The sequence below is a fragment of the Lichenicola sp. GTC18331 genome (assembly GCF_055386855.1).
The window spans coordinates 1,658,934-1,685,079 of the sequence record NZ_AP045015.1 but is presented as its reverse complement, the minus strand read 5'-3'; the positions used below and the strand labels follow the sequence as shown (position 1 = coordinate 1,685,079).

The window sequence follows — 26,146 nt, the reverse complement described above, 5'->3', positions numbered from 1 at the left end:
GTTCGTCCTTTCGTGTGCATAATGCACACATAAAGGCCGCCGCGAAGGAACGTCAACTCCGTGCATGATGCACACTTTAGCGCGCAGCTTCGCGCGCTCCACGATGCGCTGCTGAGCATCGTCGCCGTGATCAACCGGCCGGAACGGGACGAGGTGCTGATGCGCGACGCCGGCATCCAGCTTGATCGTGCCCTGTTTCCCCTGCTCGTCCTCGTGGAGCGCTACGGGCCGATCGGCATCGTCGATCTGGCCGGCAGGGTCGGGCGCGACCACAGCGTGATCAGCCGGCAGGTCGGGCGGCTGATCGCGCTGGGCCTGGCCGAACACGTGCCGGATCCGTCGGACCGGCGCGTGCGCATGGCCGCGCCGACCGCACAGGGCCGCGCCATGGCGCGCGCGATCGACGCGGCGCGCGAGCGTTTCGGCCGTGCCGCCCTGGCGGACTGGTCGGACGCGGAGGTGACCCAGCTCGTGACGCTGATGAGCCGCTTCGCCGCCGCGATCTCTCAGGAATCGACCCGGCCGCCGCCATCGGACGCGCCCAGCCGCCAGTAGCCGGCAGCCCGGATGCGGGCGCGGTCGATGCCGCGCTCGGCGATCAGCCCGTCGCGCAGACGCCGCACCGTGTCGATCTCGGCGGCGATCCGGAACACGGCCCCAGGAGGCAGGCTGGCTTCGCGCAGTGCCCGGTCGAGCAGATCGGACTGTCCGGCCTCCACTCCGTCGCGATGCAGGAACCGGATCGTGGCGTTGCCCGGCGTCGGTAGGTAGCGCTCCTCGTCCGCGTCGGCCACCTCGATCAAGGCGAGACAAGGCTGGCCGGGACGCAGCTCGGACAAGGCGCGGCCGATGGTGGGCAAGGCGGTCTCGTCGCCGATCAGCACCCAGGGCGTGTCGTCGTCCGGCGGCACCAGGGAGCCGCGCGGCCCGGCCACGCCGAGCAGGTCGCCCGGCGCGGCGGCGGCGGCCCAGGACGAAGCCGGACCATGCCCGTGCAGCACGAAATCCAGCGTCAGTTCCAGCCGTTCGGGGTCGAAGCGCAGCGGCGTGTAGTCGCGTCGCGGCGACGCGAACACCGCCTCAGGTTCCAAGACCCCGGCCTTCGGGAAGAACAGCTTCACGTGGTCGTCCGGCCCGAGCGACACGAACCCGGCCAGCTCCGCGCCGCCGACCACGATCCGCCGCATGCGCGGCGAGACCGGCTCGGCCGACACCACCCGCACGAGGCGGCGTCGCAACTCGTGCGAAACGCGTGTGCCGATCATGACGGCTTGCCCGCGGCGATCTCGGCGGCGGCCCGCTCCAGCACGCCGGCGATGCGTCGCAGCTCGTCCGGGGCAGAGCCGCGTGCCCGAACTAGGGCGGCCTTCAGCGCGTGGCGGGCCCGGAACAGCGCGTCCGACGCCTCCGGGTCGATATCGCCCAGCCCGGCATAGGCTTCGCGCACCCCTTCCATGCGGGCGGCGATACGGGCGAGCATCTCCAGCATGGTCGCGACATCCGCGCGCTTGCTGTCCAGATGGGCACGGCCTTCGTCGGTCAGGGTGTAGAGCTTGCGATTGCCGTCGGGGGAAACGGCGGCGTGGCCGATCTCGTCCAGATAGGTAAGGGCCGGATACACCATGCCGGGGCTGGGCGCGTAGAAGCCGCCCGATCGTTCTTCCAGCGAGCGGATCAGTTCGTAGCCATGCGCCGGACGTTCCTCCAGCAGCGCCAGAAGCAGCAATTGCAGATCGGTGGAGGTGAAACGGCGCCCGCCGGGCATGCCGTCGCCGCCGCCCCAGAAGCCGCGGCCGCCGCCATGACGGCCACCTCCGAAGCCGCCATGTCGTCCGGGGCCGGGACCGCGCCCGGCGTGAAAGGGATAGGTGAAGGGGGAGTTCGTATCTTCAAACATATCTTACGATATGTCTCACGATCGGTGGATTGCAAGAGCGGATTTCGAAGGCCGGGCTCGAAAACGAAAAAGGGCCAGAACCGCGTGGCCTGAGCCACGCCGCTCCGGCCCGGATCGGCGGAGGCCGTCAGGCTTCGATCAGATCCGCCAGGATCGGCTCGGCGAGACCGCTGCGCACGCCCCAGAAGCAGAAACCGAGCGAGACCAGACCCACGATCAGCATGTCCCAGCCATAGGGCAGGATGCCGATGCCGCCGAACTGTCGGCTGCCGATCCAGCTCAGGAACGCCAGCGACGGCAGGAAGCACAGCAGCCAGATCGAGGCGCGGAACTCGGCCATCAGCGCCTCGGCGCCGGCATTGCGACGGTAATAGCCGTAGATCGGCACGGCAGCGGCCAGAAGCACGATGATCTCGGCGGTGAGCGGCCAGCGCGCCCAATAGAGCAGCTCGGAGGCGACCACGAAGGCGACCGGGCCGAGCACGCCCAGAGCCGGGGTCCGCACGGGGCGGCGCAGGGCGGGCGCGGTGCGGCGCAGGGTCAGGGCCGCGATCGGGATCATCAGATAGGAGATCACGGTGGCGACAGACACCACCGCCGCGAGCGCGCCCCAGCCGCGGAAGAAATAGAGAAACACGAAGGAGATCACGAGGTTGAACCACAGCGCGTTGCGCGGCGCGCCGTAGAGCGGATGGACGCGTCCCAGAGCGACCGGCGCGGTGCCGTTGCGCTCCATGCCGACGATCATGCGCGAGGTGGAGGCCATATAGGCCGAACCGGTGCCGCTGGGCGACAGGAAGGCGTCGAAATACAGCAGGAAGGCCAGCCAGTTGAGCTGGAACGCCAGAGCGAGCTGGGCGAAGGGCGAGGAGAAGTTGATACGCGCCCAGCCGCCCGCGGACAGGAGCTGCGCCGGGTTGATCGCGCCCAGATAGGACACCTGCAGCAGCACGTAGATCACGGCGGCGATGGCGACCGAGCCCACCACCGCGAACGGAATGGAGCGGTCCGGATTGCGCGCCTCGCCGGCCAGGTTCAGCGGGCTCTGGAAACCGTTATAGGCGAACACGATGCCCGAGGTGGCGACGGCGGTCAGCACGCCGGCGGCGCCGAACGGCATGAAGCCGCCGCTGCCCGGCGTGGTGCCGGACACGTTGCCGGAATGGAATTCGGAGCAGAACAAGGCGACGCCGGTCAGCGCCGGCACCACCAGCTTGAAGATGGTGATGGCGAGATTCGACTTGGCGAAGATCTGCACGCTCCAATAGTTCAGCAGCATGTAGATCACGACCAGCACGCCCGCGATCAGCAGGCCCGGCGTGGTCAGGCTCGAGCCGGTATAGAGCGCGTGCGCCCAGGCATAGGGCCAGGAACTCATATACTGGACGGACGCCTCGGCCTCGACGGGAATGGCGCTGACGATGGCGATCCAGTTGGCGAAGCCGGCCAGGAAGCCGACCAGCGGCCCATGCGTCGCGTTCGAGAAGCGCACCATGCCGCCGGAGACGGGAAACATGCCGCCGAGTTCGGAGGCCACCGTCGCCAGGATCAGCACCACCGCGGCGCCAATCAGCCAGGCCAGGATCGCGGCCGGACCGGCGATGGAAGCGGCGCGCTCCGCACCGAACAGCCAGCCCGAACCGATGATCGAGCCGATCCCGGTGAACAACAGCGACCAGCCGCCGACCGAACGTTTCAAGGATGGGGGCATGGGGCGCGATACTCCTGACACTGGCCGGTCGTTCTGGGCCGCGCCCTGTCGCTTTTTTGACTTCGGCGCATGGCCGGTATGCCGTAGAAGCGGGATCATTGCCATAGCGGCAACAAAATCCCGCCCCGCGAACCGCTCCCCCGGTCCCCACGTTGCCCAGGTCCAGTGCGGGAGCGGGCAGCCCTATGAACTACGAGATCGGTGCGAGCGACGGCCAGAACCATCCTTCTGGGCCGAACGATGGGTTCTGGCCGATCGGCGATTACGCGGCGCTCGGGGACGGGCGTTCGGTGGCGCTGGTGGCGCCGGACGGGTCGACCGATTGGTGGTGCGTGCCGAACCTGGACTCGCCTCCGGTGTTCGACCGTCTGCTCGACCGGAAGGGCGGCTTCTTCCAGCTCCGCCCGACCGAAGCCTTCACCGTGGAGCGCCATTATCTCACGGACAGCAATGTCCTGCGGACGGTGGTGCGGACGGAAGGGGGCGAGGCGCGGGTCACGGAATCGCTGAACAGCTCGCTCGCCGGCCGTCTGCCCTGGACCGAGTTCGCACGCCGGATCGAAGGGGTGAGCGGGCGGGTATCGTTCCGTCTCCTGGTCCGGATGGGCACGTTCTGCGGCACGGCGTCGCCCTGGCTGCAACCGAACCCGAACGGGTGCATCTTCCATGTCGGCACGTTGCTGGGGATGCTGCGTACCACCGAGAACGTCCGCATTCTTCGGGAAGAGGACGAGCTGATCGAGGCGGTGGTCGAGGTCGGCGAGGGCGAACAGGCGACGATCGCCATTCTCGCCGGAGACGACGAGCCCCTGGGCGTGCCGCCGGTCTGCGAGATCGACGGCCGCATCAACACCAGCGACGATGCGTGGCGCGAATGGGCCGACAACCTGCATTATGACGGGCCGCATCGCGATCTGGTGCGCCGCTCTGCGCTGGCGCTGAAGCTGCTGCTGTATTCGCCGAGCGGGGCGATCGTCGCGGCGGCGACGACTTCGCTGCCGGAACGGATCGGTGGCGACAAGAACTGGGACTACCGGTTCGCCTGGATACGCGATTCCGCCTACACGGCGAACGCGTTTCTGCGTCTGGGCGCGGTGCCGGAAACCAAGGCGGCGTTCACCTGGCTGATGAAGCGGCTCGGCGATCACGGTCCGAAGGTCCTGTATTCGCTGTCGGGCGACATCGTCGGCGATCAGATCGAGCTGGACGAGGTGGAAGGCTATCGCGGTTCCAGGCCGGTGGTGATCGGCAACCAGGCGACGCATCAGCATCAGCACGGAATCTACGGCGACATCTTCGAGACGGCGTCCCTGTTCGTGCGCTGCGGCAACATCCTCGATCAGAAAAGCGCGCGTCTGCTCGCTGAGCTTGCCGATCAATGCGCCGATCGCTGGCGGCAGAAGGATGCCGGCATGTGGGAGCTGACCGATCAGCGCCACTACACCATGAGCAAGATCTCCTGCTGGCAGGCTCTGGCACGCGCCTGCGAACTGGCGAAGGACGGTCACATTCCGGCCGATTGCCTGCCGCGCTGGACGCGCGAACGCGACCGGGTCGAAAGCTGGATCAACGAGCATTGCTGGTCGGAGGAGAAGGGCGCGTATCTGTTCTATCCTGACAGCGACAGGCTTGATGCGTCTTTGGCGCTTGCGGTGCGGTTCGGCTTCGACGGTAAGGCGCGCTGGGTCTCGACCATGCGCGCCATCCGTCGCGAGCTGGGGCACGGGCCGTTCCTGTTCCGTTATTCCGGCGCGGAAAAGGAGGAGGGCACGTTCCTGGCGTGCGCGTTCTGGATGGTGGAAGCGCTGGCGACGCTCGATCTTCGCGACGAGGCCTCCGATCTGTTCGACGAGATCGTTTCCGCCATCAAGCCCAATACCGGAACGCTCGCAGAGATGATCGATCCGAAAACCGGCGATCAGATCGGCAACACGCCGCAGGGGCTCAGCCATCTGGCGCTCGTGCACGCCGCCTGCACCATGGCCGAACAGGAATGTGCGCCGATGCAGAACTGCAACGACTGATCGTTTCGACCGCGTCACCCTCGCGCAATCGTGGGTGATGCTTTCGGGACGCGCTGAAACCGCTTGCGCCCTGTGTTCTTAGAGGGGCCGCAACCGATTGAGACGAGTTTTTCCCATGAGCGACAGCAAGACCAACCGCGTCACCATGCAGGATCCGCGCTTCCAGTATCCGCAGCCGCCGTTTCCGCGTCAGCCGCAGAGCGCCCCCGGCCTGGACGCGGAGATGGACCCGAAGCCGGATCATGGCGAATCCTCCTATGTCGGTCACGGTCGTCTTTCCGGCCGCAAGGCGCTGGTGACGGGCGCGGACTCCGGCATCGGCAGCGCCGCCGCGCTGGCCTTCGCACGCGAAGGCGCCGACGTGGCGCTGAGCTTTCTGCCGGAAGAGGCCAAGGACGCGCACAAGATCGCCGCTTTGATCGAGGCGGAAGGACGCAAGGCGATCCTGCTGCCGGGTGACATCACCGATCCCGCCTTCTGCAAGACCTTGGTGAAGGACGCAGTGGACGCGCTCGGCGGTCTCGACATCCTGGTCAACAATGCCGGCAAGCAGACCAATCAGGAGAGCATCGACGACGTGTCGGAAGAACAGTTCGACCGCACGTTGAAGACCAATCTCTACGCGATGTTCTGGATCACCAAGGCGGCGGTGCCGCACATGAAGCCGGGCGCGTCGATCATCAACACCGCGTCGGTTGTGGCCTACAAGGCGCCGGAAATCCTGCTCGACTACGCCACCACCAAGGCCGGCATCATCACCTTCAGCAAGGTTCTGGCGAAACAGCTGATCGAGAAGGGTATTCGCGTGAATGCCGTGGCGCCCGGCCCGTTCTGGACCGCTCTGCAGCCGTCCGGCGGTCAGCCGCAGGATGCGATCGAAAAGTTCGGCTCGTCCGTGCCGCTGGGCCGTCCGGGACAGCCGGTCGAGATCGCGCCGATCTACGTGTTCCTGGCGTCGCAGGAGGCCAGCTACGTCACCGGCGAGACTTACGGCGCCACGGGCGGCACCGGTCTGGCCTGACCGCGAAAGAGACCCGTCACCGTGCTCTGGCACGGTGATTTTGTGTTGCTGGACGGAGCCGGGGAAAGCCCCTAGGCTCCGTTCTCGCGTCTGGGACCGCGGATCTCCCGTGTCGTTCGGCGCAGGCGGAGCGTCGCGGTGGGGTTGGTCCGTCCGGTTCTCCTGCTCTGCGCGCTTCTGCTGCTGTATGCAGCGTTCGCCGGTAGCGTCAGCATCCACGAAATCCTGGCCGGAATCGGCTGCGCCGTGCCTCTGGGCGTTCTCGTTGCGGTTCTGCATCGTGGCGAACGCCGCAAGCTGGTTCTGCGACCGCCCTTGCGCGTGTTTCTCCTTGTCGCCTCCGCTCTTCTTGTCGATACGCTGCGCGTCGGCCGTGTTCTGTGTGCTGCGATCCTCCGTCGTCCCGCCGGACGCGCCGGCACGATCGACACCGTCGCCTTCCGGCATGGCGATCATCGTCCCGACGAGGCCGGACGCCGGGCGGTGGTGGTTCTGGCGGCCTCCCTGGCCCCGAACGGCTTCGTTCTGGCCGCCCCGCGCGGGCGCGACGAGCTGGTGATGCAGAGGCTGGGGCCCGCGCCCGATCCTGCCGGGCGCGAGTGGCCGGTATGACGATCTGGATGCTGGCGACATTGGGTCTGCTCCCGCCCGCTGCCGCGGCACTTCTGTGCGCGGGGCGCGGCGACAGCTTCAAGCGTTTGGCGGCGTTGCAGTTGGGCACGTCTCTTTCGGCTATGGTGCTGGCGCTGATGTGTTTCGCGTTCGATCAGCCAAGCTTCATGGATCTGTCTCTGACGCTGGTGTTGCTGTCCGTGCCGGCGACGTTCGTGTTCGCGTTGTTCTGGGAGCGCTGGCTGTGACCGCCGTCGCGATTGGCATCCTGCTGGGGCTGGCGGTTCTGTGCGCCGTCATCGGCACGCTCGGGTTTCTGCGCCTGCGCGACACGCTGGACCGGATGCATTGCGCCGTGTTCGTGACCACCAGCGTCGGGTTTCTCCTGACCGTGTCTGCGTTCCTGTCGGACGGCGCCTCGGACCGGGCGATCAAGATGGCGCTGATCACGCTGTTCGCACTGCTGGGCGGCGCGGCGTCGTCGCATGTGCTCGGCCGGGCGATGGTCGCGCGCGGTGGCGTGCCGGAGGCGCTGCCGGCCTCCGCTCTGCCGGAACCGTCCGACGCGCATCATGGCGACGAGAGACTCGGATGAGCCTGCTGCTGCCGCTTCTACTGCTGGTCGCGATCACCGGCACGGCCATCGTGTTTTCCCGCGTGCCGCGCCGTCAGGTGGTGGCGATCGCCGCCAACGGAATCGCCCTGTCGCTCCTGTTCATGGCCTTCCGGGCGCCGGACGTGGCCTTCGCGGAGCTGGCCGCCGGCAGCGTGGTGACCCCGCTTCTGTTTCTGGTGGTTCTGGCCAGCGTGCGGACCGATCTGACGACGGAGCGCGTCGAGCGCCCGGACGATGGAGAGGATGCGCCCTCGTGAGCCCGCGTATACGCCGCACCCTGTTTCTCGTCTTTTGTGCGCTGATCCTGCCGGCGGTGCTGCACGTCGCCGCGCACATGCCGCGATTCGGCGATCATCCGATGCCGTACGGCGATCTGATCAACGCCGTGGGCCTGGCCGAGCGTCACACCACCAACATGATCAGCGCGATCAACTTCGATTATCGCGGCTTCGACACGCTGGGCGAGGAATTCATGCTGCTCTGCGCGGTGGGAGGGGCCACCGTTCTGCTGCGCGGCAGCCGCGGCGAAACGGAATGCGATCCGCAGCGCGTGCCGGGCCGTCCGATCATCGCCCGCGCCGACAGCACCGTTCTGGCGTGCCGCCTGTTCGGCGCGGTGATCGTGCTGTTCGGCCTGTACGTTCTGCTGCATGCCATGACCACGCCGGGCGGCGGGTTCCAGGGCGGGGCGATCATCGCCACCGGGTTGCTCTGCGTGTTTCTGGGCGAGGGCTATGCTGGCTGGCGCCGCGTCGCGCATTCGGAGCTGTTCGACGCGCTCGAGGGCGGCGGCGCCGCGCTCTATGCCCTGTGCGGTTTCGCGTCCCTGCTGATGGGGCTGCCGTTTCTCCAGAACATGCTGCCGCTCGGGCAGAAGGGCGATCTGTTCTCGGGCGGCCTGATGCAGTTCGAGAATGCCGGCGTGGGCGCCGCCGTGACCGGCGGGTTCGTGATCCTGCTGATCGAGTTCCTGGAAGAAACGCGCGAGCCGGTCCCGGACGGCGACGACGAGGGCGACGATCCATGAGTGCCATGCTGCATGCGCCGCCCTTCACCTTGCTGCCCTGGCTGGTGGCGGCCTGGTTGTTCGGCATCGGCCTCTACGGCATCGTCACCTCGCGGCACTACGTGCATCTGATCGGCTGTCTCGGCGTGGTACAGGCCTCGACCTATGTCCTGCTTCTGGCGGTCGGCTATCGCTGGGACGCGCCGGCGCCGATCTTCTATTCGCATCCGCCCGGCCGTGCGGTGGACCCCGTGGTGCAGGCGCTGGTGCTGACCGATATCGTGATCGGCGTGACGGTGACGGCACTGTTGCTGGCGCTGGTGCTGCAACTGCACAAGCGGAAGGGCACGCTCGATCCGGAGCGCGTGCGTCCGATGCAGCCATGAGTTCGCGGGAATGAGCCTCCAGCAGATGGTGGTGCTGCCGGTGGCGATTCCGCTGCTCTGCGCGGCGCTGATCCTGGCCACCGGATCGTTCCTGCCGCGCCGCGTGCCGGATGTGCTGGCGATCCTGGTCGCCCTGCTCAGCGCCGGCTTGTGCGGGTTCCTGGCCGACAAGAGCGCGGCCGGCCCGATCGTAAGCTGGTTCGGCGGCTGGACCCCGCGTGGCAGCCAGCCGATCGGCATCGCCTTCGCGGTGACGCCCGCGGGCGGGTGGATCGCCGCCTTCATCGCCGCCTTGTTCGCGACCACGCTGGTGTTCTCCTGGGGGTTCTTCCGCAGGACCTCGGCGCATTACCACCTGCTGATGCTGTTGTTCATGGCCGGGCAGATCGGGTTCTGCCTGACCCACGATCTGTTCAACCTGTTCGTGTGGTTCGAACTGATGAGCGTGGCGGCGTTCGCGCTGACCGGCTACGCGCTGCGCTCCTCCGCTTTGTCCGGGGCGCTGAACTTCACCGTGGTGAACACGATCGGCGCCTATCTGATCCTGGCCGGGATCGGCCTGGCCTATAGCCGCACCGGCGCGCTCGATTTCGCCGGTGTTGCCCGTGGCGTCGCGGCTTCGCCGGACGATCCGGTGGTGGTGGCGGCCTTTTGTCTGCTGTCGGCGGGGCTGCTGATCAAGGGCGCGCAGGTGCCGTTCCAGTTCTGGCTGCCGGACGCGCATTCGGTGGCGCACAGCCCGGTCTCGGTGATCTTTTCCGGCGCGATGGTTGCAATCGCCCTGTTCGGCATCGCCGAGCTGTACTGGGCGGTGTTCGCTGCGGCGCCGGTGGTGCATGCGCTGATGCACGGCCTGTTTCTGGGCATGGGCACGGCGAGCGCGGCGCTGGGCGGGGTGATGGCGCTGCTGCAGCGGCATTTCAAACGGATGCTGGCGTTTTCCACCATCTCCCATGCCGGGATCATGCTGCTCGGGTTCGCCCTGCTCGAGCGGAACGGCGTGTCGGGCGCGCTGGTCTATCTGGTCGGGCACGGGCTGGTGAAGGCATCCTTGTTCATGGGCGCCGGAATTCTGCTGGCGAGCCTGGGCGGCGCGGACGAGATCGGATTGCGCGGCGCCGGGCGGCGGATCTGGCCCGCTGGCGTGGCGATCGGATTCGGCGGCCTGCTGCTGGCCGGGCTGCCGCTGGGCGTGATGGATGTCGGGCTGGAGCGGATCTGGCATGCGGCCTGTGCGGATGGGTGCTGGCCCGCGCAGATCGCGATCGTCATCGGGCTGGTGTGCACGGGTGCTGCGGTACTGCGGGTGACGGGCCGCGTGTTCGCCGGGCTGGGGCCGGTGCCGGGCGAGGAAGAGCGCTCGCCCACGGAGCAAGAGCGCGAGGACGCGGACCGGCCGCTTTGGCTGATGCTGTTGCCGGTGGCGGTGCTGCTGGTGCTGTCGGTTCCGCTCCGTCACGAGGCGGACCGGCTCGGCTGGCTGGCCGCCGAGGCGCTGATGGCGCCGCAGACGGACGCGATCCTGGGCCTGGGGGCGCTCCATGCGATCGTGCCGCCGCCCTGGTCGGCGGCGCCGTCTTCCGTGCTGCCCTGGCTGGCCACGGCGGCGGCGATCCTTCTGGCGGCGTTGGAGCTGTTCTGGCACCACCTGCCGCGTGGACTCGCACGGGGATTCGACCGAGGCGTGGGGCCGGTGCTGCGAGGGCTGTCCGCGCTGCAAAGCGGCAAGGTGGCGGATTACGTTCTGTGGCTGGCGGCGGGGCTGGCCCTGTTCGGGGTGGCGGCGTCGTTCGGTTAAGGCCGGGGATGCCGAATCCCGCGCCGGGACTCGCGATCTCGCTTGCTTCGGCGGCCGGTTGCCCCTAAACGTCCGCGCTCGTTCGCGCGTCCGGGCCTGGAATGGGCATGCCCGGCCGCGACGGCTGTTTCGGGGTCCGATGGCGGACCGGCCCTTCGGGGCAAGAGGCAGCTCCAGTCGAGGAGATCGAAATGCCCAAGATGAAGACCAAGTCGTCGGTCAAGAAGCGGTTCAAGATCACCGCGACCGGCAAGGTGCTCGCAGGTCCCGGCAACAAGCGCCACGGGCTGATCAACCGGCCGCAGAAGATGAAGCGGACCAACCGGGGCAGCCAGACGCTGACCGAGATGGACGGCAAGACCGTCAAGCAATGGGCCCCGTACGGGCTGGCCTGAGGAGCGCTGAGATATGGCACGCGTCAAGCGGGGCGTTACCACGCACGCCCGTCACAAGAAGGTTCTGGCCCAGAGCAAGGGCTTCGTCGGCCGTTCGTCGACCAACTATCGCATCGCGCTCGAGCGTCTGGAGAAGTCGCTCCAGTACGCATATCGCGATCGCCGCAACAAGAAGCGCGAGTTCCGCGCCCTGTGGATCCAGCGCATCAACGCCGCGGTGCGCGAGCACGGCCTGACCTACAGCCGCTTCATTGCCGGGCTGAACACGGCCGGCATCGAGATCGACCGCAAGGTCCTGTCCGCGATCGCGTATGACGATCCGGCGGCATTCGGCGAGATCGTCGGCAAGGTGAAGCAGGCGATCGCCGCCTGATCGGCTGATCGTCCTGATCGGGAAGAGGCCGCTCCCTGCCGGGGAGCGGCCTTTTTCGTATGGGCGTGGTCCTCAGGCCGGGCCGTGCTCCACCGTGCAGGCCGTGATCTGGCTGCGTTCGGCGGCGGCAAGCGCCATGGCGCTGACGGGGTCGGTCCCGGGCCGGCCGAGCAGGAAGCCCTGGGCGAAGGCGATGCCGTTGCCGCGCAGCCAGCGGAGCTGTTCCTCTGTCTCGACGCCTTCCGCGGTGACGTAGATGTTCATGTCGGAGGCGAGGCGTCCGATGGTGCGGACGATGGCGCCGACCTTGCGCGAATGCGGCAGGTCGCGCACGAACGACGCGTCGATCTTGATGCCGTCCACCTCGAAGCGGCGCAGATAGGTCAGCGACGAATATCCGGTGCCGAAATCGTCCAGTACCAGCCGCACGCCCATGGCGCGGATCACGTCGAGCTGGTGGATGATGCGCTGGCTCGCATCGAGGAACACGGTTTCGGTCACCTCCAGGATGAGCCGGTTCGGCGGCAGACCGGTCGCGGCCAGACATTCGGTGAGGATCGGCACGAAGCGGCCGGACCGCAGCTGACGCGGCGACAGGTTCACCGAAACGGGGATCGGGGCCGACCAGTGCATCGCCGCCTCGCAGGCAAGCCTGAGCATGCGCGCGCCCAGCGGTTCGATCAGGTCGCTGCCCTCGGCGGCGAGAACGAAACTCCCAGCCGTGAGCTTGCCGCGTGAGGGATGCGACCAGCGCACCAGCGCTTCGGCCGAGACGATCTGGCCGCTGCCGATATCGGTGATGGGCTGGTACTCGGCGAAGATCTGGTCCTGGTCGAGCGCGGTGGCGAGTTCGACCAGCAGACGCTGGCGGCTCAGGAACGCATTCTCCATGCGCATCTCGAACAGGCGCGCGATGCCTTTGCCCTGGCTCTTGGCCTCGTAGAGCGCGAAATCCGCGCGGCGCATCAGCACATCGAGGCCGCAGCCATGATCGGGCGAGACCGCCAGGCCGACGCTGGCGCTGGTGGGTAGGCTCGAACTGCTGCTTCCGGCATCGATCAGCAGGGCTTCGCTGAGTTTGATGGCGCGTGTCTCGGCCGCTGCCCGATCCGGCACGCGGATCAGCAGGGCGAACTCGTCGCCGCCGATCCTGGCCGCCAGCTCGTCGGGTTGCAGGTCCCGCGTCAACCGGGCCGCCACCGCTTCCAGAAGCGCGTCTCCGGCGGCATGGCCCAGATCGTCGTTCACCTGCTTGAAATCGTCGAGATCGACCAGGATCAGCGCGTTGGTGCGGTCCGGATGTCGATTGAGCAAGGCGTCGGTCTCGGTGACGAAGGTGCGGCGGTTGAGCAGACGCGTCAGCCCGTCATGCCGGGCCATGAACTCGATCCGTTGCCGGTCGAGCCGGACGGTGGTGACGTCGGACCCGATGCCGCGATAGCCCTTGAAGACGCCCTTGTCGTCATGCACCGGGTGGCCGGTGACGCTCAGCCATCGCGTACCGTTCGGCCCGGCGACGACGATCTGGCGGTCACGGAACGCGATGCCGTTGCGCATCGCCTCGATGACGCCGGCTCCGTCGCTGTCGTCGAATTCCGGCGTTCCGGGATGCTGGAACAGGTCGAGGCTTTCCAGCCGTTCGATGGTCGTGTTGAGCACCTCGGTCAGTCTCGGCGCCACGTTGCGCAGCCGGTGGTTGGAATCGGTCTCCCAGAGCCAGTCGGTGGAGACTTCCTCGTACTCGCGCAGAAAGACCTGGACGATCTCGTGCTCCCTCTGGAGCTGCAGGCGTCCGAGCAGACGGTCCATGATGGTCTTGTTGGTGTAGAAGATCCCGCACAGGGCGAAAATCAGATAGGCCACGAAGGAGATCTGCACGGCATAGCCGACATCCACCGCGGCGATGATCACGTGCAGGCAGGCGATCGCGACCGGAACATAGAACGCGAGCGCCGCCAGCAACGGCACGCTCAGCATCGGCGAGGCGACGAGGGCCATCGTGATGCCGACCAGGGCCGGCTGCATGCCCGGTTCGTAGGCATCGGCGAACAAGGTGACGAGGCCGCCCCACGCGGTGCCGAGGCAGAGCAGCAGGGGAATGGACGAGCGGATCAGGCGCACGTGACGGCCGCTGCGGCGCCAGCTCAGGGCGACCGCGAGAAGGCTGGCATAGATCAGCTGGACGACGATATAGGCGGCGGTGGTCGCCGGGTCGCTCCAGCCGTCGAACGCGACCATGAAAAGCGCGGAAACGCAGATCCCGCATACGATATACAAGCGGTTCGTCTGGAACAGGATCGATGCCTGTTCCGACTGCAATGTCGCCTCGGTGGGGAGGCGGCACTGCACGTCGAAAAACGAGACCATCGCTGCAAGAATCGCGTTCCCGCGCAGCGCCATTCGGCTATCTCCAAATCGACGGGATGAACATTCCCGTTCTCTGCCTGTAGTCGGCATAGGCGGCGCTATGATTGGACTGGGACAGGCGGCGTTCCTCCGATCGGGCGATCCTGGCGTACCAGACAACCATCAGAAGAACGGGGATCCATTGCCAGGCTCCAGCAAGCAAACCCGTACCGATCCAGAAAAGAAGGTACGCAGTGTAGAACGGATGTCTTACCAAAGCGTAAGGGCCGGTCGAAACGATGTCGTCGGTGCTGCCTTTCTGATAGGCGATCCGCAGACCGATTGTCGATGTGGTGCCGACCGCCCACCAGAACACCATGGTGGCGGAGCAGAAGGCGATCTGCCCGGCAATGGTTTCGAAAAGATCGGGCGGTGACGCTCTGAGCGCCAGAAAGGCAAGAAAGCTTGCATAGACGGCAGCGTTGAAAAACGTCAGCGCCCGCATTGCGTGCGGCATGGGGCCAGGGCAAACGAAATGCTTCCGGGCCGCCCAGGCGAAGGACGCGAACGGAATCGTCGACAGCGCGGCGCTGCTCAGCGTGATGGCGTTGTTCATGATGTCAGGGTCCCACGATGGTCAAAGACACGGGTTCGCCGGCCAGAAAGCCGTTCAGTGGTCCGGTGGCCGCCGTGTAGGCATCCACGACCGGGTAGGTGAAACGCATGTGGTCGAAAGCCGCCCGCGTGCAGAACAGAAGCTCCATCGGGCAGTTGAGCCCGGGATAGGGACGGGCCGGCGCCGCCGGGCGAAGTCCCAGGCGCTTGTAGAAGGGAAGGTGATGCGGACGGACGCAGGCGAAGATCAGCTGGGAATGCGACGTCATCGCGACGTAGCCGGCCATCCGGTAGAGCAGGAGAACCAGCCCCTGGTTGTTCTCGCATTCCGGGCTGCGAACCAGACGGTTGAATTCGATCCCTCTTTGTTCTCCCGCCGGAACGGCGGTGAGCAGCGAATCGACGGCATCGGAGAAGATGTCCCCGGCCGCGCAGCGCTGACCGTGTCCGACGGACATGATACTGGTCCGGACCGACGCTACCGGGCGCCCATCCAGTTCGAGTAGGATGCTGACGCTGTTCGGAAGATCGTCGTATTCGTCTTTGAAGAGCTCGTCGGCGTTAGGGGAAATGTAACCGTGTGCGAGGTATGCACGGTAGCGCAGGCGGTAGACGGCCTCTCTCGCTTCGGGACTCAGGGCGACACGGGCCGTGTACTGCGCCGGTATGAGGCGGGGCAGAGGAACCATGATATCGCTGGATCGCGACGGTCTCTGGGAGATACCAGTCATCCTATCACCTTTTTCGTTCGAGACGGGTTTCAGGGCGGCTCAGGACACGCGCCGCCCGGGTCGGTGCCGGACAGCAGCCCGGCATTCGAACCTTTCGGTTCGTCCGCATCATGGAAAGGTACGGCGATGACAGAATACGTGCCTGTCACAACAGTCGAGGAGTATCGACTTTTAGACGAGGCCGAGATCCTGGAAGGTTATCTCGATGGCGTATCGAACGGTCCCGAGCCGGGATCGCGACGTTCGCGCGCTTACTGGCATGGCTGGCTGAACGGTTGCGTGGATGCCGGCCGTTCGTCGCCGACGCCGGCGCAACAGCAACTCGAGGCGGCGTTCGAGGCCTTGCGGCACTCCGCCCTGCATTGACCCCTCGGTCTGCCGCGCGGGACGCAGCCCTGTTCGCGCGGGGGTGGATCGGATAAGCCACGCCCGGAACAATGACCGGCTTTCCAGGGCGATCGCTCCCCGGAAGGCGACCAAGGGCGGGAAACGCGATGCCGGACGATCTCGACGCGCTGAAACACGACACGCTGGCCGCTCTGGCGGACGCGGCGGATCATCGCGCCTGGGACGCGGTGCGCGTCGGCACGCTGGGCAAGTCCGGCCGTCTCACCGGACTGCTGAAGGAGCTGGGCCGCGCCGCGCCGGAAGAGCGCAAGAGCCGGGGTGCGGCGCTGAACGCCCTGCGCGACGAGCTGGGCCGGGCGATCGAGGCGCGCGGACGCGAACTGGAGCGTGCGGCGCTCGATGCGCGCCTGGCCAACGAGCGCGTGGACGTCACCCTGCCGCCGCCGCCGGAAACCGCTGGGCTGATCCACCCTTTGTCGCGCACGATGGAAGAGATGGTGGCGATCTTCGGCGCGATGGGTTTCTCGGTCGCCGAAGGACCGGACATCGAGACCGACTGGCACAATTTCTCCGCGCTCAACACGCCGGACCACCACCCGGCGCGCACCGATCACGACACCTTCTATCTGCCGCCTCTGCCGGGCGAGGGGCCGAACAGCCGGGTGCTGCGCACGCAGACCTCCGGCGTGCAGATCCGCTCCATGCTGGAGCAGACGCCGCCGCTGCGGATCATCGCGCCGGGACGCACCTATCGCGCCGATCACGACGCCACCCACTCGCCGATGTTCCATCAGTGCGAGGGGCTGGTGATCGGTCCGGCGACCGGCGCCGGCGCCATCACGCTCGGCCATCTGAAGGGCACGGTGATCGAGTTCCTGCGCGCCTTCTTCGCCCTGCCGGAGCTGCCGGTGCGGTTCCGCGCCTCCTATTTCCCGTTCACCGAACCGTCGATGGAAATCGACATCGGCTGGAACAAGCGCACGGGCGAGCTGGGCGGGGGCGGCGACTGGTTGGAGGTTCTCGGCTCCGGAATGGTGCATCCGCGCGTTCTGGCCAATTGCGGTCTCGATCCGCGCCAATGGCAGGGCTTCGCCTTCGGCATGGGCATCGAACGCCTGTGCATGCTCAAGCACGGCATTCCCGATCTGCGTTCGCTCTACGAGAGCGACCTGCGCTGGCTGCGCCATTACGGCTTCAGCGCCCTGTCCCCCGCCACCCTGCATGAGGGGATCTGAGCCGTCATGAAGTTCACCCTGTCCTGGCTGCGCACCCATCTCGACACCGGGCATTCGCTCGACGAACTCTGCGCGGCGCTGAACCGCATCGGGCTCGAAGTGGACGGCGTGGAGAATCGTGGCGCCGCCCTGGCGCCGTTCCGCACCGCGCGCATCCTGAGCGCCGAACAGCATCCGAACGCCGATCGGCTGCGCGTGTGCCGGGTCGATGCCGGGCTGGAGGAGCCGGTGCAGGTGGTGTGCGGCGCCCCCAATGCGCGCACGGGGATTTCGGTGATCTTCGCGCCGCCGGGCACCTATGTTCCGGGCCTCGACATCACCATCAAGAGCGGCGAGATCCGCGGCGAGAAGAGCGGCGGCATGCTGTGCTCCCTGCGCGAGCTGGGGCTCGGCAACGAGCATGACGGCATCGCCGAGCTGCCGGACAACACCACGCCGGGCCAGAGCTACAGCAACTATGCCGGGCTGGACGATCCGGTGATCGACGTGGCCATCACCCCCAATCGCGGCGATGCGCTCAGTGTGCGCGGCATCGCGCGCGATCTGGCCGCCGCCGGCATGGGGCATCTGCGTCCCTGGCTGGCCGAAACCGTGGAAGGCTTGTTCCCGAGCCCGATCCGCTGGGAGAACCGGTTCCCCGAAGCGTGCCCCTGGGTGCTCGGCCGCCTGGTTCGCGGCGTCCGCAACGGACCCAGCCCGTCCTGGCTGCAGGAGCGTCTGCTGGCGGTGGGGCTGCGGCCGATCAGCGCGCTGGTGGACATCACCAATTTCTTCGCCTTCGATCTCGGCCGTCCGCTGCATGTGTTCGATGCCGGCAAGATCGCCGGCGACGTGCTGGTGATCCGTCGTGGCGCCGGCGAGACCATGCGGGCGCTGGACGGCAAGGATCGCGTCGCCGACGCCGAAGACTGCGTGATCGCCGATGCGGCGGGCGTGCAGTCCTTCGCCGGGTTGATGGGTGGCGAGCCGACCGGCTGCACCGACGAGACCACCGACGTGTTCGTGGAATGCGCCTTGTTCGACCCGGTGCGGATCGCGCTGAGCGGGCGGCGTCACGGCATCAGCTCGGATGCGCGCCAGCGTTTCGAGCGCGGCGTCGATCAGGCGCTCCCCGTGGCTGCCCTGGAAGCGGCCACGCGCATGATCCAGGAGCTGTGCGGCGGCGAGGCGAGCGACGTGGTCAGTGCGGGCGCCGAACCGGACTGGCAGCGCGACGCGAGCTTGCGCTTCGCGCGCATCCGCGAACTGGGCGGCCTCGATCTCGCGCCGGACGAGGCGGTGCGGGGGCTGGAGCATCTCGGTTTCGCCGTGCGCACACGCGATGAGGCGAGCGTCACCGTGGCGGTGCCGTCCTGGCGCAACGACGTCGCGGCGCCGATCGCGCTCGCGCTGCGCAACGCGGACAGCCTCGCAGACGCGGTGGAGTCGGTGCGCAATGCCGAACCGGAAGCGGAGCTGATCGAGGAGGTGCTGCGTCTGCGCGGTCTCGACAGCGTGCCGCCGGTGCCGCTCCCGTCGCTGAGCCCGGTGCCTCTGCCGTCCTTGACCCCACGCCAGACCCGCAATGCGGTGGCGCGCCGGGTGCTGGCGTCGCGCGGTCTGGCCGAGTGCGTCGGATTTTCATTCACGGCGCATGATAATGCGGCCCGGTTCGGCGAGACGCCAGAGAGCCTGCGTCTGCTGAACCCGATCGCCGCCGATCTGGACCAGATGCGCCCGACCCCGCTCGCCACCCTGGTGGAAGCGGCGTCGCGCAATCTGGCGCGTGGCCAGCAGGGGCCGTCTCTGTTCGAGATCGGCGTCGGGTTTGACGAAGGCGGCCAGCGGACGATCGCTGCCGGACTGCGCACCGGCCATGCGCCGCGCCATCCCGGCCGGGCTTCGGCGGCGGTGAGCGTGTGGGAAGCCAAGGCCGATCTTCTGGCGGTTCTGGCGGCCCTGGGCGTGCCTGCGGAAGCGTTGTCGGTGACCGCCGATGCGCCGGAGCACTACCATCCCGGCCGCTCGGGCGTGGTGCGCCAGGGGCCGAAGATCGTTCTGGGCCGGTTCGGCGAGTTGCATCCGGCCCTGGTGGCGGCCACCGATCTGGGTGGGCCCGCGGTGGGGTTCGAGCTGTTCCTGGATGCGGTGGCGGATGGCAAGAAGCGTCGCAAGGCGGCGCCGGACCTGTCGCCCTTGCAGCCCGTGCGGCGCGATTTCGCGTTCCTGGTCGGCGGCGGCGTGACGGCGGAGGCGGTGCTGCGCGCCGCGCGGGGCGCCGACCGTGCGCTGATCGCCGGGGTATCGCTGTTCGACGTCTACGAGGGCGAGAAGCTGGAGCCGGGCATGCGGTCGCTGGCGATCGAGGTGGTGTTCCAGCCGCGCGACCAGACCCTGACCGAGGCGCAGCTCGAAGCCGCCTCCGCCCGCGTGGTGGCGGCGGTGGGCAAGGCGACCGGCGCGGTTCTGCGCTGAGGGCCTGCCTCCGCCGGCGTCCGCCCGTGCCGGGTCGGCATCATCGGGGGCCGCATTGTCGTCCCGGCGGGGGATGGGCGCGTCTGTCCCGCAGGATGGGGTGAGCCCTGTGCCGGGCCGATCCGGAGCGATCGGCCGCTCGGTGGAGTCTGCGAGATGGGGTTCCAGCGCGAACCATGTCGCGGCATGCCTGCACGATCGGCTGCGACCGATCTGCGCGCTGTCGGGCAGGAGCGGGTTTGCGGGCGGAAGGGCGACTCGCGCCGCCTCGGGGTCAGCCGTTCAGGGCGGCGACCATGTGATGGGCATCGTGGTCGACCATCGCAAGCGCGATGCCGACAAGGGCCGCAGACACGACAAGACGAACGATGCGCATGGGATTGTCTCCGCCACCCATATGGCGAGCCTTTGGCGGCGGGACAGAGGGGTCGCCCGGGATATGCGGCGTCCTCGTTCCGGCTGCAAACGAAATCGGCGCTTAAGCGTTGGGAAAGGCTGGGGTCTGCCGTTCGCGCAGCGCGCATGAAGAAGAGGTAATGTCATGGAGACACGAGCTGCCGATCCGCAAGGGGGCGTTGCCGGCGCGGGGGTGGCCGTGGAGACCGATCCGCGTGCGGCCGCGCTGAACCGGATCTATGCGCTGCTGCGTCTGGCGCTGGCCGCGACCTTCATTCTGCTGGCCGTGTGGCTGGTGAAGGACGTGCTGACCGTGGTGTTCGCCGCCTCCCTTCTGGCGGTGATCCTGCACGGGGTGGCGCGTCTGGTGCAGCGCTTCACCCGGATGCCGTTCTGGTTGTCGCTGACCCTGGTGGTGCTGGTGATGATCGGGCTGTTCGCCGGCTTCGTGCTGGTGGCGGGGCCGGGGCTCGCGGACCAGACGGTGAAACTGAAGAAGGCGTTGTCGGATCAGGCGCATGGGCTGCACGACCGTCTCGCCGGCACCAGCTGGGGCGATGCGGTCCTGAACCAGTTGCCGGCATCCCTGGGCGGCAACCAGGAGGGTGGCAGCCTCGGCAGCGGCTCGATCAGCAAGGAGATGTTCGGCTCGGTGGCCGGAATCCTGGGCTCGGTGTTCGGCCTGTTCGGCACGCTGCTGGTGATCGTCGTGGCCGGTCTGTATCTGGCGGCGTCGCCGGAGACCTATGCCAACGGCGTGCTGCGCCTGGTCTCCAAACCGCATCGCGAAAAGGCCAAGGAATTGCTGCAGGCGGCGGGGAGCGCGCTCTGGGCCTGGAGCGCCGGACAGGCGCTGGACATGCTGGTGGTGGGCGTCCTGTCCGGTCTGGGTCTCTGGGCGATCGGCGTACCCTTGGCGCTGGTGCTCGGCGTCGTGGCCGGCTTGTGCAATTTCGTGCCCTATATCGGCGCGGCGATGGGGGCGATCCCGGCGATCATCATCGCGTTCTCCGTGGGGTCCGGTGCCGGTCTGGAGACCTGCGCGCTTTATGCCGTGATCCAGGGCTTCGAAGGCAACGTCATGGCGCCCCTGATCCAGAACCGGGCGGTGCATCTGCCGCCGGGGCTGACCATTCTGTCGCAGACCGCGTTCGGGGCGATTCTGGGCGTGCCCGGGCTGATCTTCGCGACGCCCTTGACCGCCGCGATCCTGGCAGTGATGGGCAAGGCCACCAAGAAGCTGTCGGAGAACGAGTCGCTCTGATTCAGGGCGGCGTGGCGAGGATCGTCTTCTCGAAGGCGGCCAGATCGCGCTCCAGCGCCCATTGTTGTCTGGCCTTGTCGCTGCTCTGGAGCAGCGACGGGCCGGGCGGATGGGCGAAGTCGGTGCCGGGCGGCAGCGGCGCGCCGGCGAGGAAGCTGTTGAAGACGGCCGAGCGGGCCATGTCCTTCAGGGCGGGATAGTCGAGCTTCCAGCTTTCGACGGCACGGACATATTCGTGGGTGAGGTCGATCCGCTCCACGCCCTCGTCGTCGGTGGAAAGGGTGAGTGGCACGCCGTGGGCGCGGTAGAGCGGGAACGGGTGCTGCGCGCCCGTGACGCCGAGGATCTGCTCGTTGCTGGTTTGGTTGATCTCGACGGTCACGTGTTTCTGGGCCATCTCCCGCAGCAGACCTGTGGGGTCCTGCTCAGAGGCGATGTCGACGCCGTGGCCGATGCGGGAGGCGCCGGCGATCTCGACCGCCTCGCGGATATGGGATTCGAGCGCTTCCGGCGGCACCAGACCCAGCGCCAGCTCGCCCGCATGCAGGCTGAGCCGCACCTCCGGGTGGGCGCGGTGGAAAAAGCCGAACATACGCATGTGCAGGTCGTAATCGCGCAGCGCGACCGGATCGTCCTCCGGGGCGACGATGTTGACGCCGACGAAACGCGGGTCCGCGGCCACCAGCGCGTAGCTGTAGGCCATCTGCGCGAACACGGCGCCCGGCGGCAGCACGCGGAGCAGGAAGGTCTGGAACCGGATGGTGACGCGGCAGCCGGGATCGGCCTCCGGCGTGTCGCAGCGGAGCACCTGACGCATGCGCGCCATCGCCTGGTCGGTGTCGGTCTTCGCCTCGGCGAGCAGGGTGGGGATGCCGGGCGTGATGGCGGCGAGGTCGGCGGGAAAATCGGTCGGCGAGAACGGGTGGGACAGGCCGAGCGCCGCGGAATCGCGCACGCGGGGGTACCACATGATCTCCAGATAGCCGGTATTCTCGGCTGCGGCGCGATGGGCCTCCTCGGCCAGCACCTCGCCGATGCGGCCGGTCGCGGCGGCGTCGAACTTGTGGAAGGTGGCGAAGAAATGGTCGTGCCCCGAGGCGTCGCCGGGACGGGGGACGAAGGCGCGCATGGAGAGCGCGTCGATCATCGCGTCGCGGAAGGCGGGATCGCGCGCCTGCATCTCCGCGAGGGCGGGATGGGCCGGATCGCAAGGCGGGCGCGAGATCGTATGGGTGTTCGGGTCGACGCAGAGGCCGCCCGCGCCGGCCCAGTCGAGATAGCTTTCGGCGTAGACCGCGCCGGCCAGATGATTATGCAGATCGCCGCCCTTGGGCATGGCGTGCAGGAAGGCGCGCAGGCGGGCCGGGTCGGTCTCGACGCGCCGGAACAGGGCGGACACGGCGTTCGTCGTGTCCGCGGCGTTGTTCGTGATGCTCTGGGCGGCGGCGAGGGCCGGGAGCGGGGCGGCGCAACAGAGAGCGGCGCTGGCGAGCAGCACGCGAACGCGCTGTCCGCCGCCCTTTCGGGCGACGGACAGAACGGAACGGCGTCTGCGGCTCAGCGCTTCCACCAGCCGGTGCGGCGTGTGGCCGGCGGGGCGGCGTCGCCGATCACCCGCGGCTGCACGATGCTGGGATCGACCTCGGTGGCGGCGGGCGCGGCGGCTTCGGCGACCGGGGCCGGTGCGGCCGTCGCTTCGGGCGCTGCCTCGACCGGGGCGGCGTCTGGAGCGGCCTCGGGCGCAGCGACGGTCTCGGTGGCCGCTTCGACGGCCTTGGCGGCGGTCTTGCGGCTGCGCGCCGGGGCCTTGCGCTTCGGCTTGGCCGGAGCGGCATCGGAGGCTTCGGCCTCGGCGACGGCTTCCGGCGCGACGGCGGCGGCAGCCTTGGCGGGCTTCTCCTTGGTCGTCGCGGTCGCCGCGGCCTTGGGCTTGCGCGGCGCACGCGGCTTGCGGGCCTTGGTTTCCGTAACCGGGGTTTCGGAAACCGGAGCTTCGGCGTCGGCCGGAATGGCGTCCGCGGTTTCGACCGTTTCCGCCGCCACGGGCTCGGACGCCGTTTCGGCAACCGGCACCGTGTCGATGACCGGCTCGGCCTGCGGCGCTTCCACCACCGGCTCCGCTGCGACGGGCTGCGCGACAGGGGGCGTGGTCTGAACCGGGGCCTGGGCCGCCACCGCGTCCATCTCGTCCGCGTCCCGGTCCATCATCTCGAAGATGTCGAACGAGCCCGCGAACGGGTCGGCCGGGGTCGGGCCGTTATAGGCGCGCTGCGCGGGGCGGTTCTCGGTCTGCTCGTGACCGGACTCGCTCTCGTGCTGACGGTTGCGGTTGCGCCCGCCGCGACGGCGACGGCCACGCGGGGCGTTGTCGCCTTCGGCGGTCTCCGTGCGTTCGGTCGCGACCGGTTCGGCCGACGGGGCGGCGTCGGCTTCGGCGGCGACCGGCGTGGTCTCCGCGTCGTCGTCGCCCTCGTCCTGATCGGACTCGTGCTCGTTCTGCTCGCTGCCGGTCTCGACACCGTTCTCCGTGCCATTCTCTGGGCCGTTCTCGCGACGTCCGCCACGGCGGCGGCGGCGGCGCTTGCGGCGGCGTCCGTTCTCGTCGCCCTCGCTCGCGGTGCTGCCGTCGGTCTGCTGTGCGGCGGGACGCGCGGCCTCATCGCCGGCCTCAACCGTGTCATCCTGCTCGAACGGATCGAGCGAAGGCGGCGCGGCGGCAGCGATCGGCACGTTGGTGACGGCGGCCGTCTGCTGCGCGGGGGCGTAGCTGGCGGGGGCTGCCGGCGGCAGATAGGGGCGGATGCGGTCGATGCGCAGATTGGGCGGCAGCAGCGAGTCGTCGGCGGCCAGATGCACGGTGAGGCCGTAGCGGGCCTCGATCTCGCCGAGCCAGGTGCGCTTGTGGTTGAGCACATAGAGCGCGACCGGTCCGGCGACATGCACCAGGATCTCGGACGCCTTGCGCTTGCCGGCTTCTTCCTCGATCGCGCGCAGGACGTGCAGGGCCGAGCTTTCCGTGCCGCGCACGAAGCCGGTGCCGGCGCAATGCGGGCAGGTGACGAAGGAGCTTTCGGCGATGGACGGGCGCAGGCGCTGGCGCGACATCTCCAGCAGGCCGAAATGCGAGATGGAGCCGACCTGGATGCGGGCGCGGTCGTTGCGCAGCGCGTCCTTCAGGCGGCGTTCCACCGCGGCGTTGTTGCGCCGGACTTCCATGTCGATGAAGTCGATGACGATCAGACCGGCCAGATCGCGCAGGCGGAGCTGACGGGCGACCTCGTCAGCGGCTTCCATGTTGGTGCGGAACGCCGTTTCCTCGATGCCGCGCTCTCGCGTGGAGCGGCCGGAGTTGACGTCGATCGCGACCAGGGCCTCGGTCTGGTTGATCACCAGATAGCCGCCGGAGCGGAGCTGCACGGTGGGCTGCAGCATGGCGTCCAGATGGTGTTCGACGCCGTGATGGCCGAACAGGGTCTGGCTGCCGTCGCGCCACAGGCTGACCTTGTTGGCGTTGGCCGGCATCAGCATGCGCATGAATTCGCGCGCGCTCTTCCAGCCGGCTTCGCCGTCCACGACGATCTCTTCCACGTCGCGGGTGTAGACGTCGCGGATGGCGCGCTTGATCAGGCTGGCTTCCTCGTAGACGAGGCAGGGCGCGGTCGAGGCGAGGGTGGTTTCGCGGATGTCGTCCCAGGTGCGCAGCAGATATTCGCCGTCGCGGCGGATCTCGGCGCGCGGGCGCTGCGCGCCTGCGGTGCGGACGATCATGCCCATGCCGCGGGGGATCTCGAGCTCCTGGGTGATCTCCTTGAGGCGGCGTCGGTCGGCGGCCGAGGTGATCTTGCGCGACACGCCGCCGCCGCGTGGCGAGTTCGGCATCAGCACGGAGAAGCGGCCGGCAAGCGAGATGTAGGTGGTCAGCGCGGCGCCCTTGTTGCCGCGCTCTTCCTTGACGACCTGCACCAGGATGATCTGGCGACGGCGCATCACTTCCTGGATCTTGTACTGACGCAGGAAGCGGGCGGTGCGGCGCTGGGCGTGGCCGTCATCGGAGGATTCGCCGCTGACGGTTTCCGGCGCCGGGCCGTGCTGCTCGTCGCCATCCTCGAAATGCTCGCCGTCGGCGGCCTGCGCCGCGTCGCTTTCGGCGACCACGGTCTCGGCCTCGATCTCGAGCGGCATCTCGATCACCGGGCGGTCGTCGCCGGAGGCGGGCTCGTCCGAGGAGGCGTCCGGCGTGGCGGGCAGCATGGCCTCGGTGGCGGGCACGTCCGGATGGGTGTCGGCGCCGATATCGATCCCGGCATCGGGGGCGGCGTCGTGTTCGGTGGATGCGGAGTCGTCGCCATCGCGGGCGGCGCGCTCGTTTTCCTCGTCCTCGCGATCGGCGCGGGCTTCCTCGGCGCGGGCTTCTTCTTCCTGAAGCGCGATCAGCCTTTCGCGGTCGGCGACCGGGATCTGGTAGTAGTCGGGGTGGATTTCGCTGAAGGCCAGGAAGCCGTGGCGATTGCCGCCGTATTCGACGAACGCGGCCTGGAGGCTGGGTTCGATGCGAACGATCTTGGCGAGGTAGATATTGCCCTTGAGTTGCTTCTTGGCGGACGTCTCGACGTCGTAATCGTCGAGTCTGTTACCGTCCAGGACGACGACGCGCGTTTCTTCTGCGTGCGTCGTGTCGATCAGCATACGCTTGGTCATAAGCGGGAAAGCTCCGAAAGGCCGGGGGGCGGCGTCCCGGACCCGGATCAGCCGCGTGCCGGGGGCGATCGGATCGCGCCGGGTTCTGGCCTGTCGGGGTGGGGGCGGTCGCGGCTCGCGCGGCGAGGATGGGGGATCGAAACGGCGATACGGCGCGCAGAACGCGAACCAGAACGGACGCGGCACGGTGAAACACCGTTCTCGTTCCGTATGGGCTGGT

General features: G+C 68.1%; 24 protein-coding genes. 16 read left to right on the top strand and 8 right to left on the bottom strand.

Annotated features, from left to right (window positions below; all coding sequences use genetic code 11):
• Positions 1-60: 60 nt before the first annotated feature.
• The gene (locus ACZ5BM_RS07800) at positions 61-555 is read left to right on the top strand and encodes a MarR family winged helix-turn-helix transcriptional regulator (RefSeq protein ID WP_498911225.1); all 495 of its coding nucleotides are present in this window, start codon (positions 61-63) and stop codon (positions 553-555) included.
• On the opposite strand, the gene ACZ5BM_RS07795 is transcribed toward ACZ5BM_RS07800, so the two are convergent.
• From ACZ5BM_RS07795 to ACZ5BM_RS07785, 3 genes are all read right to left on the bottom strand, one after another.
• A complete protein-coding gene (locus ACZ5BM_RS07795; protein WP_498911223.1) occupies positions 507-1,265 on the bottom strand; it encodes a siderophore-interacting protein in 759 nt (252 codons plus the stop codon). The two genes, ACZ5BM_RS07800 and ACZ5BM_RS07795, sit on opposite strands and share 49 nt — an antisense overlap.
• Entirely contained in the window at positions 1,262-1,897 is a 636-nt protein-coding gene (locus ACZ5BM_RS07790) for a PadR family transcriptional regulator (protein ID WP_498911221.1), read from the bottom strand. Before ACZ5BM_RS07790 ends, ACZ5BM_RS07795 begins: the two co-directional genes overlap by 4 nt.
• Positions 1,898-2,024: 127 nt before the next feature.
• Positions 2,025-3,608 (bottom strand): APC family permease, encoded by a 1,584-nt coding sequence (locus ACZ5BM_RS07785; RefSeq protein WP_498911220.1) that lies wholly within the window; start codon positions 3,606-3,608, stop codon positions 2,025-2,027.
• A 185-nt stretch (positions 3,609-3,793) separates the two neighbouring features.
• On the opposite strand from ACZ5BM_RS07785, the gene ACZ5BM_RS07780 reads away from it, so the two are divergent.
• The 11 genes from ACZ5BM_RS07780 (at position 3,794) to rplT (ending at position 11,839) form a co-directional block, all read left to right on the top strand.
• Complete coding sequence (locus ACZ5BM_RS07780) at positions 3,794-5,632, top strand: glycoside hydrolase family 15 protein (protein WP_498911218.1); 1,839 nt, start codon at positions 3,794-3,796, stop codon at positions 5,630-5,632.
• A gap of 115 nt (positions 5,633-5,747) precedes the next feature.
• On the top strand, positions 5,748-6,653 hold the full coding sequence (locus ACZ5BM_RS07775) for an SDR family oxidoreductase (RefSeq protein ID WP_498911216.1): 906 nt from the start codon (positions 5,748-5,750) through the stop codon (positions 6,651-6,653).
• 138 nt (positions 6,654-6,791) lie between these two features.
• Complete coding sequence (locus tag ACZ5BM_RS07770; protein ID WP_498911214.1) at positions 6,792-7,265, top strand: hypothetical protein; 474 nt, start codon at positions 6,792-6,794, stop codon at positions 7,263-7,265.
• Positions 7,262-7,513: a monovalent cation/H+ antiporter complex subunit F gene (locus tag ACZ5BM_RS07765; RefSeq protein WP_498911213.1), complete on the top strand. Its 252-nt coding sequence runs from the start codon at positions 7,262-7,264 to the stop codon at positions 7,511-7,513. The genes ACZ5BM_RS07770 and ACZ5BM_RS07765 overlap by 4 nt, the downstream gene beginning before the upstream one ends.
• Complete coding sequence (locus ACZ5BM_RS07760; protein ID WP_498911211.1) at positions 7,510-7,860, top strand: cation:proton antiporter; 351 nt, start codon at positions 7,510-7,512, stop codon at positions 7,858-7,860. Before ACZ5BM_RS07765 ends, ACZ5BM_RS07760 begins: the two co-directional genes overlap by 4 nt.
• The gene (locus ACZ5BM_RS07755; protein ID WP_498911209.1) at positions 7,857-8,138 is read left to right on the top strand and encodes a DUF4040 domain-containing protein; all 282 of its coding nucleotides are present in this window, start codon (positions 7,857-7,859) and stop codon (positions 8,136-8,138) included. Before ACZ5BM_RS07760 ends, ACZ5BM_RS07755 begins: the two co-directional genes overlap by 4 nt.
• Positions 8,135-8,908: a Na(+)/H(+) antiporter subunit B gene (locus ACZ5BM_RS07750; protein ID WP_498911207.1), complete on the top strand. Its 774-nt coding sequence runs from the start codon at positions 8,135-8,137 to the stop codon at positions 8,906-8,908. The genes ACZ5BM_RS07755 and ACZ5BM_RS07750 overlap by 4 nt, the downstream gene beginning before the upstream one ends.
• Entirely contained in the window at positions 8,905-9,273 is a 369-nt protein-coding gene (locus tag ACZ5BM_RS07745; protein WP_498911205.1) for a sodium:proton antiporter, read from the top strand. Before ACZ5BM_RS07750 ends, ACZ5BM_RS07745 begins: the two co-directional genes overlap by 4 nt.
• Before the next feature lie 10 nt (positions 9,274-9,283).
• Entirely contained in the window at positions 9,284-11,071 is a 1,788-nt protein-coding gene (locus tag ACZ5BM_RS07740) for a complex I subunit 5 family protein (protein ID WP_498911203.1), read from the top strand.
• Between the two features lie 191 nt (positions 11,072-11,262).
• Positions 11,263-11,466, top strand: a complete 204-nt coding sequence (gene rpmI / locus ACZ5BM_RS07735) for a 50S ribosomal protein L35 (protein ID WP_176621972.1) — start codon at positions 11,263-11,265, stop codon at positions 11,464-11,466.
• Between the two features lie 13 nt (positions 11,467-11,479).
• Positions 11,480-11,839 (top strand): 50S ribosomal protein L20, encoded by a 360-nt coding sequence (rplT, locus tag ACZ5BM_RS07730; protein WP_422863544.1) that lies wholly within the window; start codon positions 11,480-11,482, stop codon positions 11,837-11,839.
• 72 nt (positions 11,840-11,911) lie between these two features.
• Here the strand turns inward: rplT and ACZ5BM_RS07725 are convergent, their stop codons facing one another.
• The 3 genes from ACZ5BM_RS07725 to ACZ5BM_RS07715 are packed head-to-tail and all read right to left on the bottom strand — an operon-like array spanning position 11,912 to position 15,489.
• On the bottom strand, positions 11,912-14,239 hold the full coding sequence (locus ACZ5BM_RS07725; protein WP_498911200.1) for a putative bifunctional diguanylate cyclase/phosphodiesterase: 2,328 nt from the start codon (positions 14,237-14,239) through the stop codon (positions 11,912-11,914).
• Positions 14,240-14,243: 4 nt separating this feature from the next.
• Entirely contained in the window at positions 14,244-14,801 is a 558-nt protein-coding gene (locus ACZ5BM_RS07720; RefSeq protein ID WP_498911198.1) for a methyltransferase family protein, read from the bottom strand.
• Between the two features lie 4 nt (positions 14,802-14,805).
• On the bottom strand, positions 14,806-15,489 hold the full coding sequence (locus ACZ5BM_RS07715) for an N-acyl amino acid synthase FeeM domain-containing protein (RefSeq protein WP_498911196.1): 684 nt from the start codon (positions 15,487-15,489) through the stop codon (positions 14,806-14,808).
• Positions 15,490-15,669: 180 nt separating this feature from the next.
• Between ACZ5BM_RS07715 and ACZ5BM_RS07710 the strand changes: the two genes are divergently transcribed.
• From ACZ5BM_RS07710 to ACZ5BM_RS07695, 4 genes are all read left to right on the top strand, one after another.
• The gene (locus ACZ5BM_RS07710; protein WP_498911194.1) at positions 15,670-15,897 is read left to right on the top strand and encodes a hypothetical protein; all 228 of its coding nucleotides are present in this window, start codon (positions 15,670-15,672) and stop codon (positions 15,895-15,897) included.
• 128 nt (positions 15,898-16,025) lie between these two features.
• Positions 16,026-17,114: a phenylalanine--tRNA ligase subunit alpha gene (gene pheS / locus ACZ5BM_RS07705; RefSeq protein WP_498911192.1), complete on the top strand. Its 1,089-nt coding sequence runs from the start codon at positions 16,026-16,028 to the stop codon at positions 17,112-17,114.
• A gap of 6 nt (positions 17,115-17,120) precedes the next feature.
• Positions 17,121-19,568, top strand: a complete 2,448-nt coding sequence (gene pheT / locus ACZ5BM_RS07700) for a phenylalanine--tRNA ligase subunit beta (RefSeq protein ID WP_498911190.1) — start codon at positions 17,121-17,123, stop codon at positions 19,566-19,568.
• A 541-nt stretch (positions 19,569-20,109) separates the two neighbouring features.
• On the top strand, positions 20,110-21,228 hold the full coding sequence (locus ACZ5BM_RS07695) for an AI-2E family transporter (RefSeq protein WP_498911188.1): 1,119 nt from the start codon (positions 20,110-20,112) through the stop codon (positions 21,226-21,228).
• Between the two features lies 1 nt (position 21,229).
• Here ACZ5BM_RS07695 and ACZ5BM_RS07690 read toward each other — a convergent pair whose 3' ends face one another.
• Together ACZ5BM_RS07690 and ACZ5BM_RS07685 are read right to left on the bottom strand one after the other, a co-directional pair.
• Entirely contained in the window at positions 21,230-22,798 is a 1,569-nt protein-coding gene (locus ACZ5BM_RS07690; protein WP_498911186.1) for an adenosine deaminase, read from the bottom strand.
• Positions 22,786-25,926, bottom strand: a complete 3,141-nt coding sequence (locus ACZ5BM_RS07685) for an Rne/Rng family ribonuclease (protein WP_498911184.1) — start codon at positions 25,924-25,926, stop codon at positions 22,786-22,788. The genes ACZ5BM_RS07690 and ACZ5BM_RS07685 overlap by 13 nt, the downstream gene beginning before the upstream one ends.
• Positions 25,927-26,146: the final 220 nt, after the last annotated feature.

Excerpts from the sequence above, each read along its gene's own strand:
- ACZ5BM_RS07785 (WP_498911220.1), bottom strand. The coding sequence starts at position 3,608 with ATGCCCCCATCCTTGAAACGTTCGGTCGGCGGCTGGTCGCTGTTGTTC.
- ACZ5BM_RS07740 (WP_498911203.1), top strand. The coding sequence starts at position 9,284 with ATGAGCCTCCAGCAGATGGTGGTGCTGCCGGTGGCGATTCCGCTGCTC.
- pheS (WP_498911192.1), top strand. The coding sequence starts at position 16,026 with ATGCCGGACGATCTCGACGCGCTGAAACACGACACGCTGGCCGCTCTG.
- ACZ5BM_RS07745 (WP_498911205.1), top strand. The coding sequence starts at position 8,905 with ATGAGTGCCATGCTGCATGCGCCGCCCTTCACCTTGCTGCCCTGGCTG.
- ACZ5BM_RS07720 (WP_498911198.1), bottom strand. The coding sequence starts at position 14,801 with ATGAACAACGCCATCACGCTGAGCAGCGCCGCGCTGTCGACGATTCCG.
- ACZ5BM_RS07685 (WP_498911184.1), bottom strand. The coding sequence starts at position 25,926 with ATGACCAAGCGTATGCTGATCGACACGACGCACGCAGAAGAAACGCGC.
- ACZ5BM_RS07795 (WP_498911223.1), bottom strand. The coding sequence starts at position 1,265 with ATGATCGGCACACGCGTTTCGCACGAGTTGCGACGCCGCCTCGTGCGG.
- ACZ5BM_RS07775 (WP_498911216.1), top strand. The coding sequence starts at position 5,748 with ATGAGCGACAGCAAGACCAACCGCGTCACCATGCAGGATCCGCGCTTC.
- ACZ5BM_RS07725 (WP_498911200.1), bottom strand. The coding sequence starts at position 14,239 with ATGGCGCTGCGCGGGAACGCGATTCTTGCAGCGATGGTCTCGTTTTTC.
- ACZ5BM_RS07765 (WP_498911213.1), top strand. The coding sequence starts at position 7,262 with ATGACGATCTGGATGCTGGCGACATTGGGTCTGCTCCCGCCCGCTGCC.
- ACZ5BM_RS07755 (WP_498911209.1), top strand. The coding sequence starts at position 7,857 with ATGAGCCTGCTGCTGCCGCTTCTACTGCTGGTCGCGATCACCGGCACG.
- ACZ5BM_RS07780 (WP_498911218.1), top strand. The coding sequence starts at position 3,794 with ATGAACTACGAGATCGGTGCGAGCGACGGCCAGAACCATCCTTCTGGG.
- ACZ5BM_RS07790 (WP_498911221.1), bottom strand. The coding sequence starts at position 1,897 with ATGTTTGAAGATACGAACTCCCCCTTCACCTATCCCTTTCACGCCGGG.
- pheT (WP_498911190.1), top strand. The coding sequence starts at position 17,121 with ATGAAGTTCACCCTGTCCTGGCTGCGCACCCATCTCGACACCGGGCAT.
- rpmI (WP_176621972.1), top strand. The coding sequence starts at position 11,263 with ATGCCCAAGATGAAGACCAAGTCGTCGGTCAAGAAGCGGTTCAAGATC.
- ACZ5BM_RS07695 (WP_498911188.1), top strand. The coding sequence starts at position 20,110 with ATGGAGACACGAGCTGCCGATCCGCAAGGGGGCGTTGCCGGCGCGGGG.
- ACZ5BM_RS07715 (WP_498911196.1), bottom strand. The coding sequence starts at position 15,489 with ATGGTTCCTCTGCCCCGCCTCATACCGGCGCAGTACACGGCCCGTGTC.
- rplT (WP_422863544.1), top strand. The coding sequence starts at position 11,480 with ATGGCACGCGTCAAGCGGGGCGTTACCACGCACGCCCGTCACAAGAAG.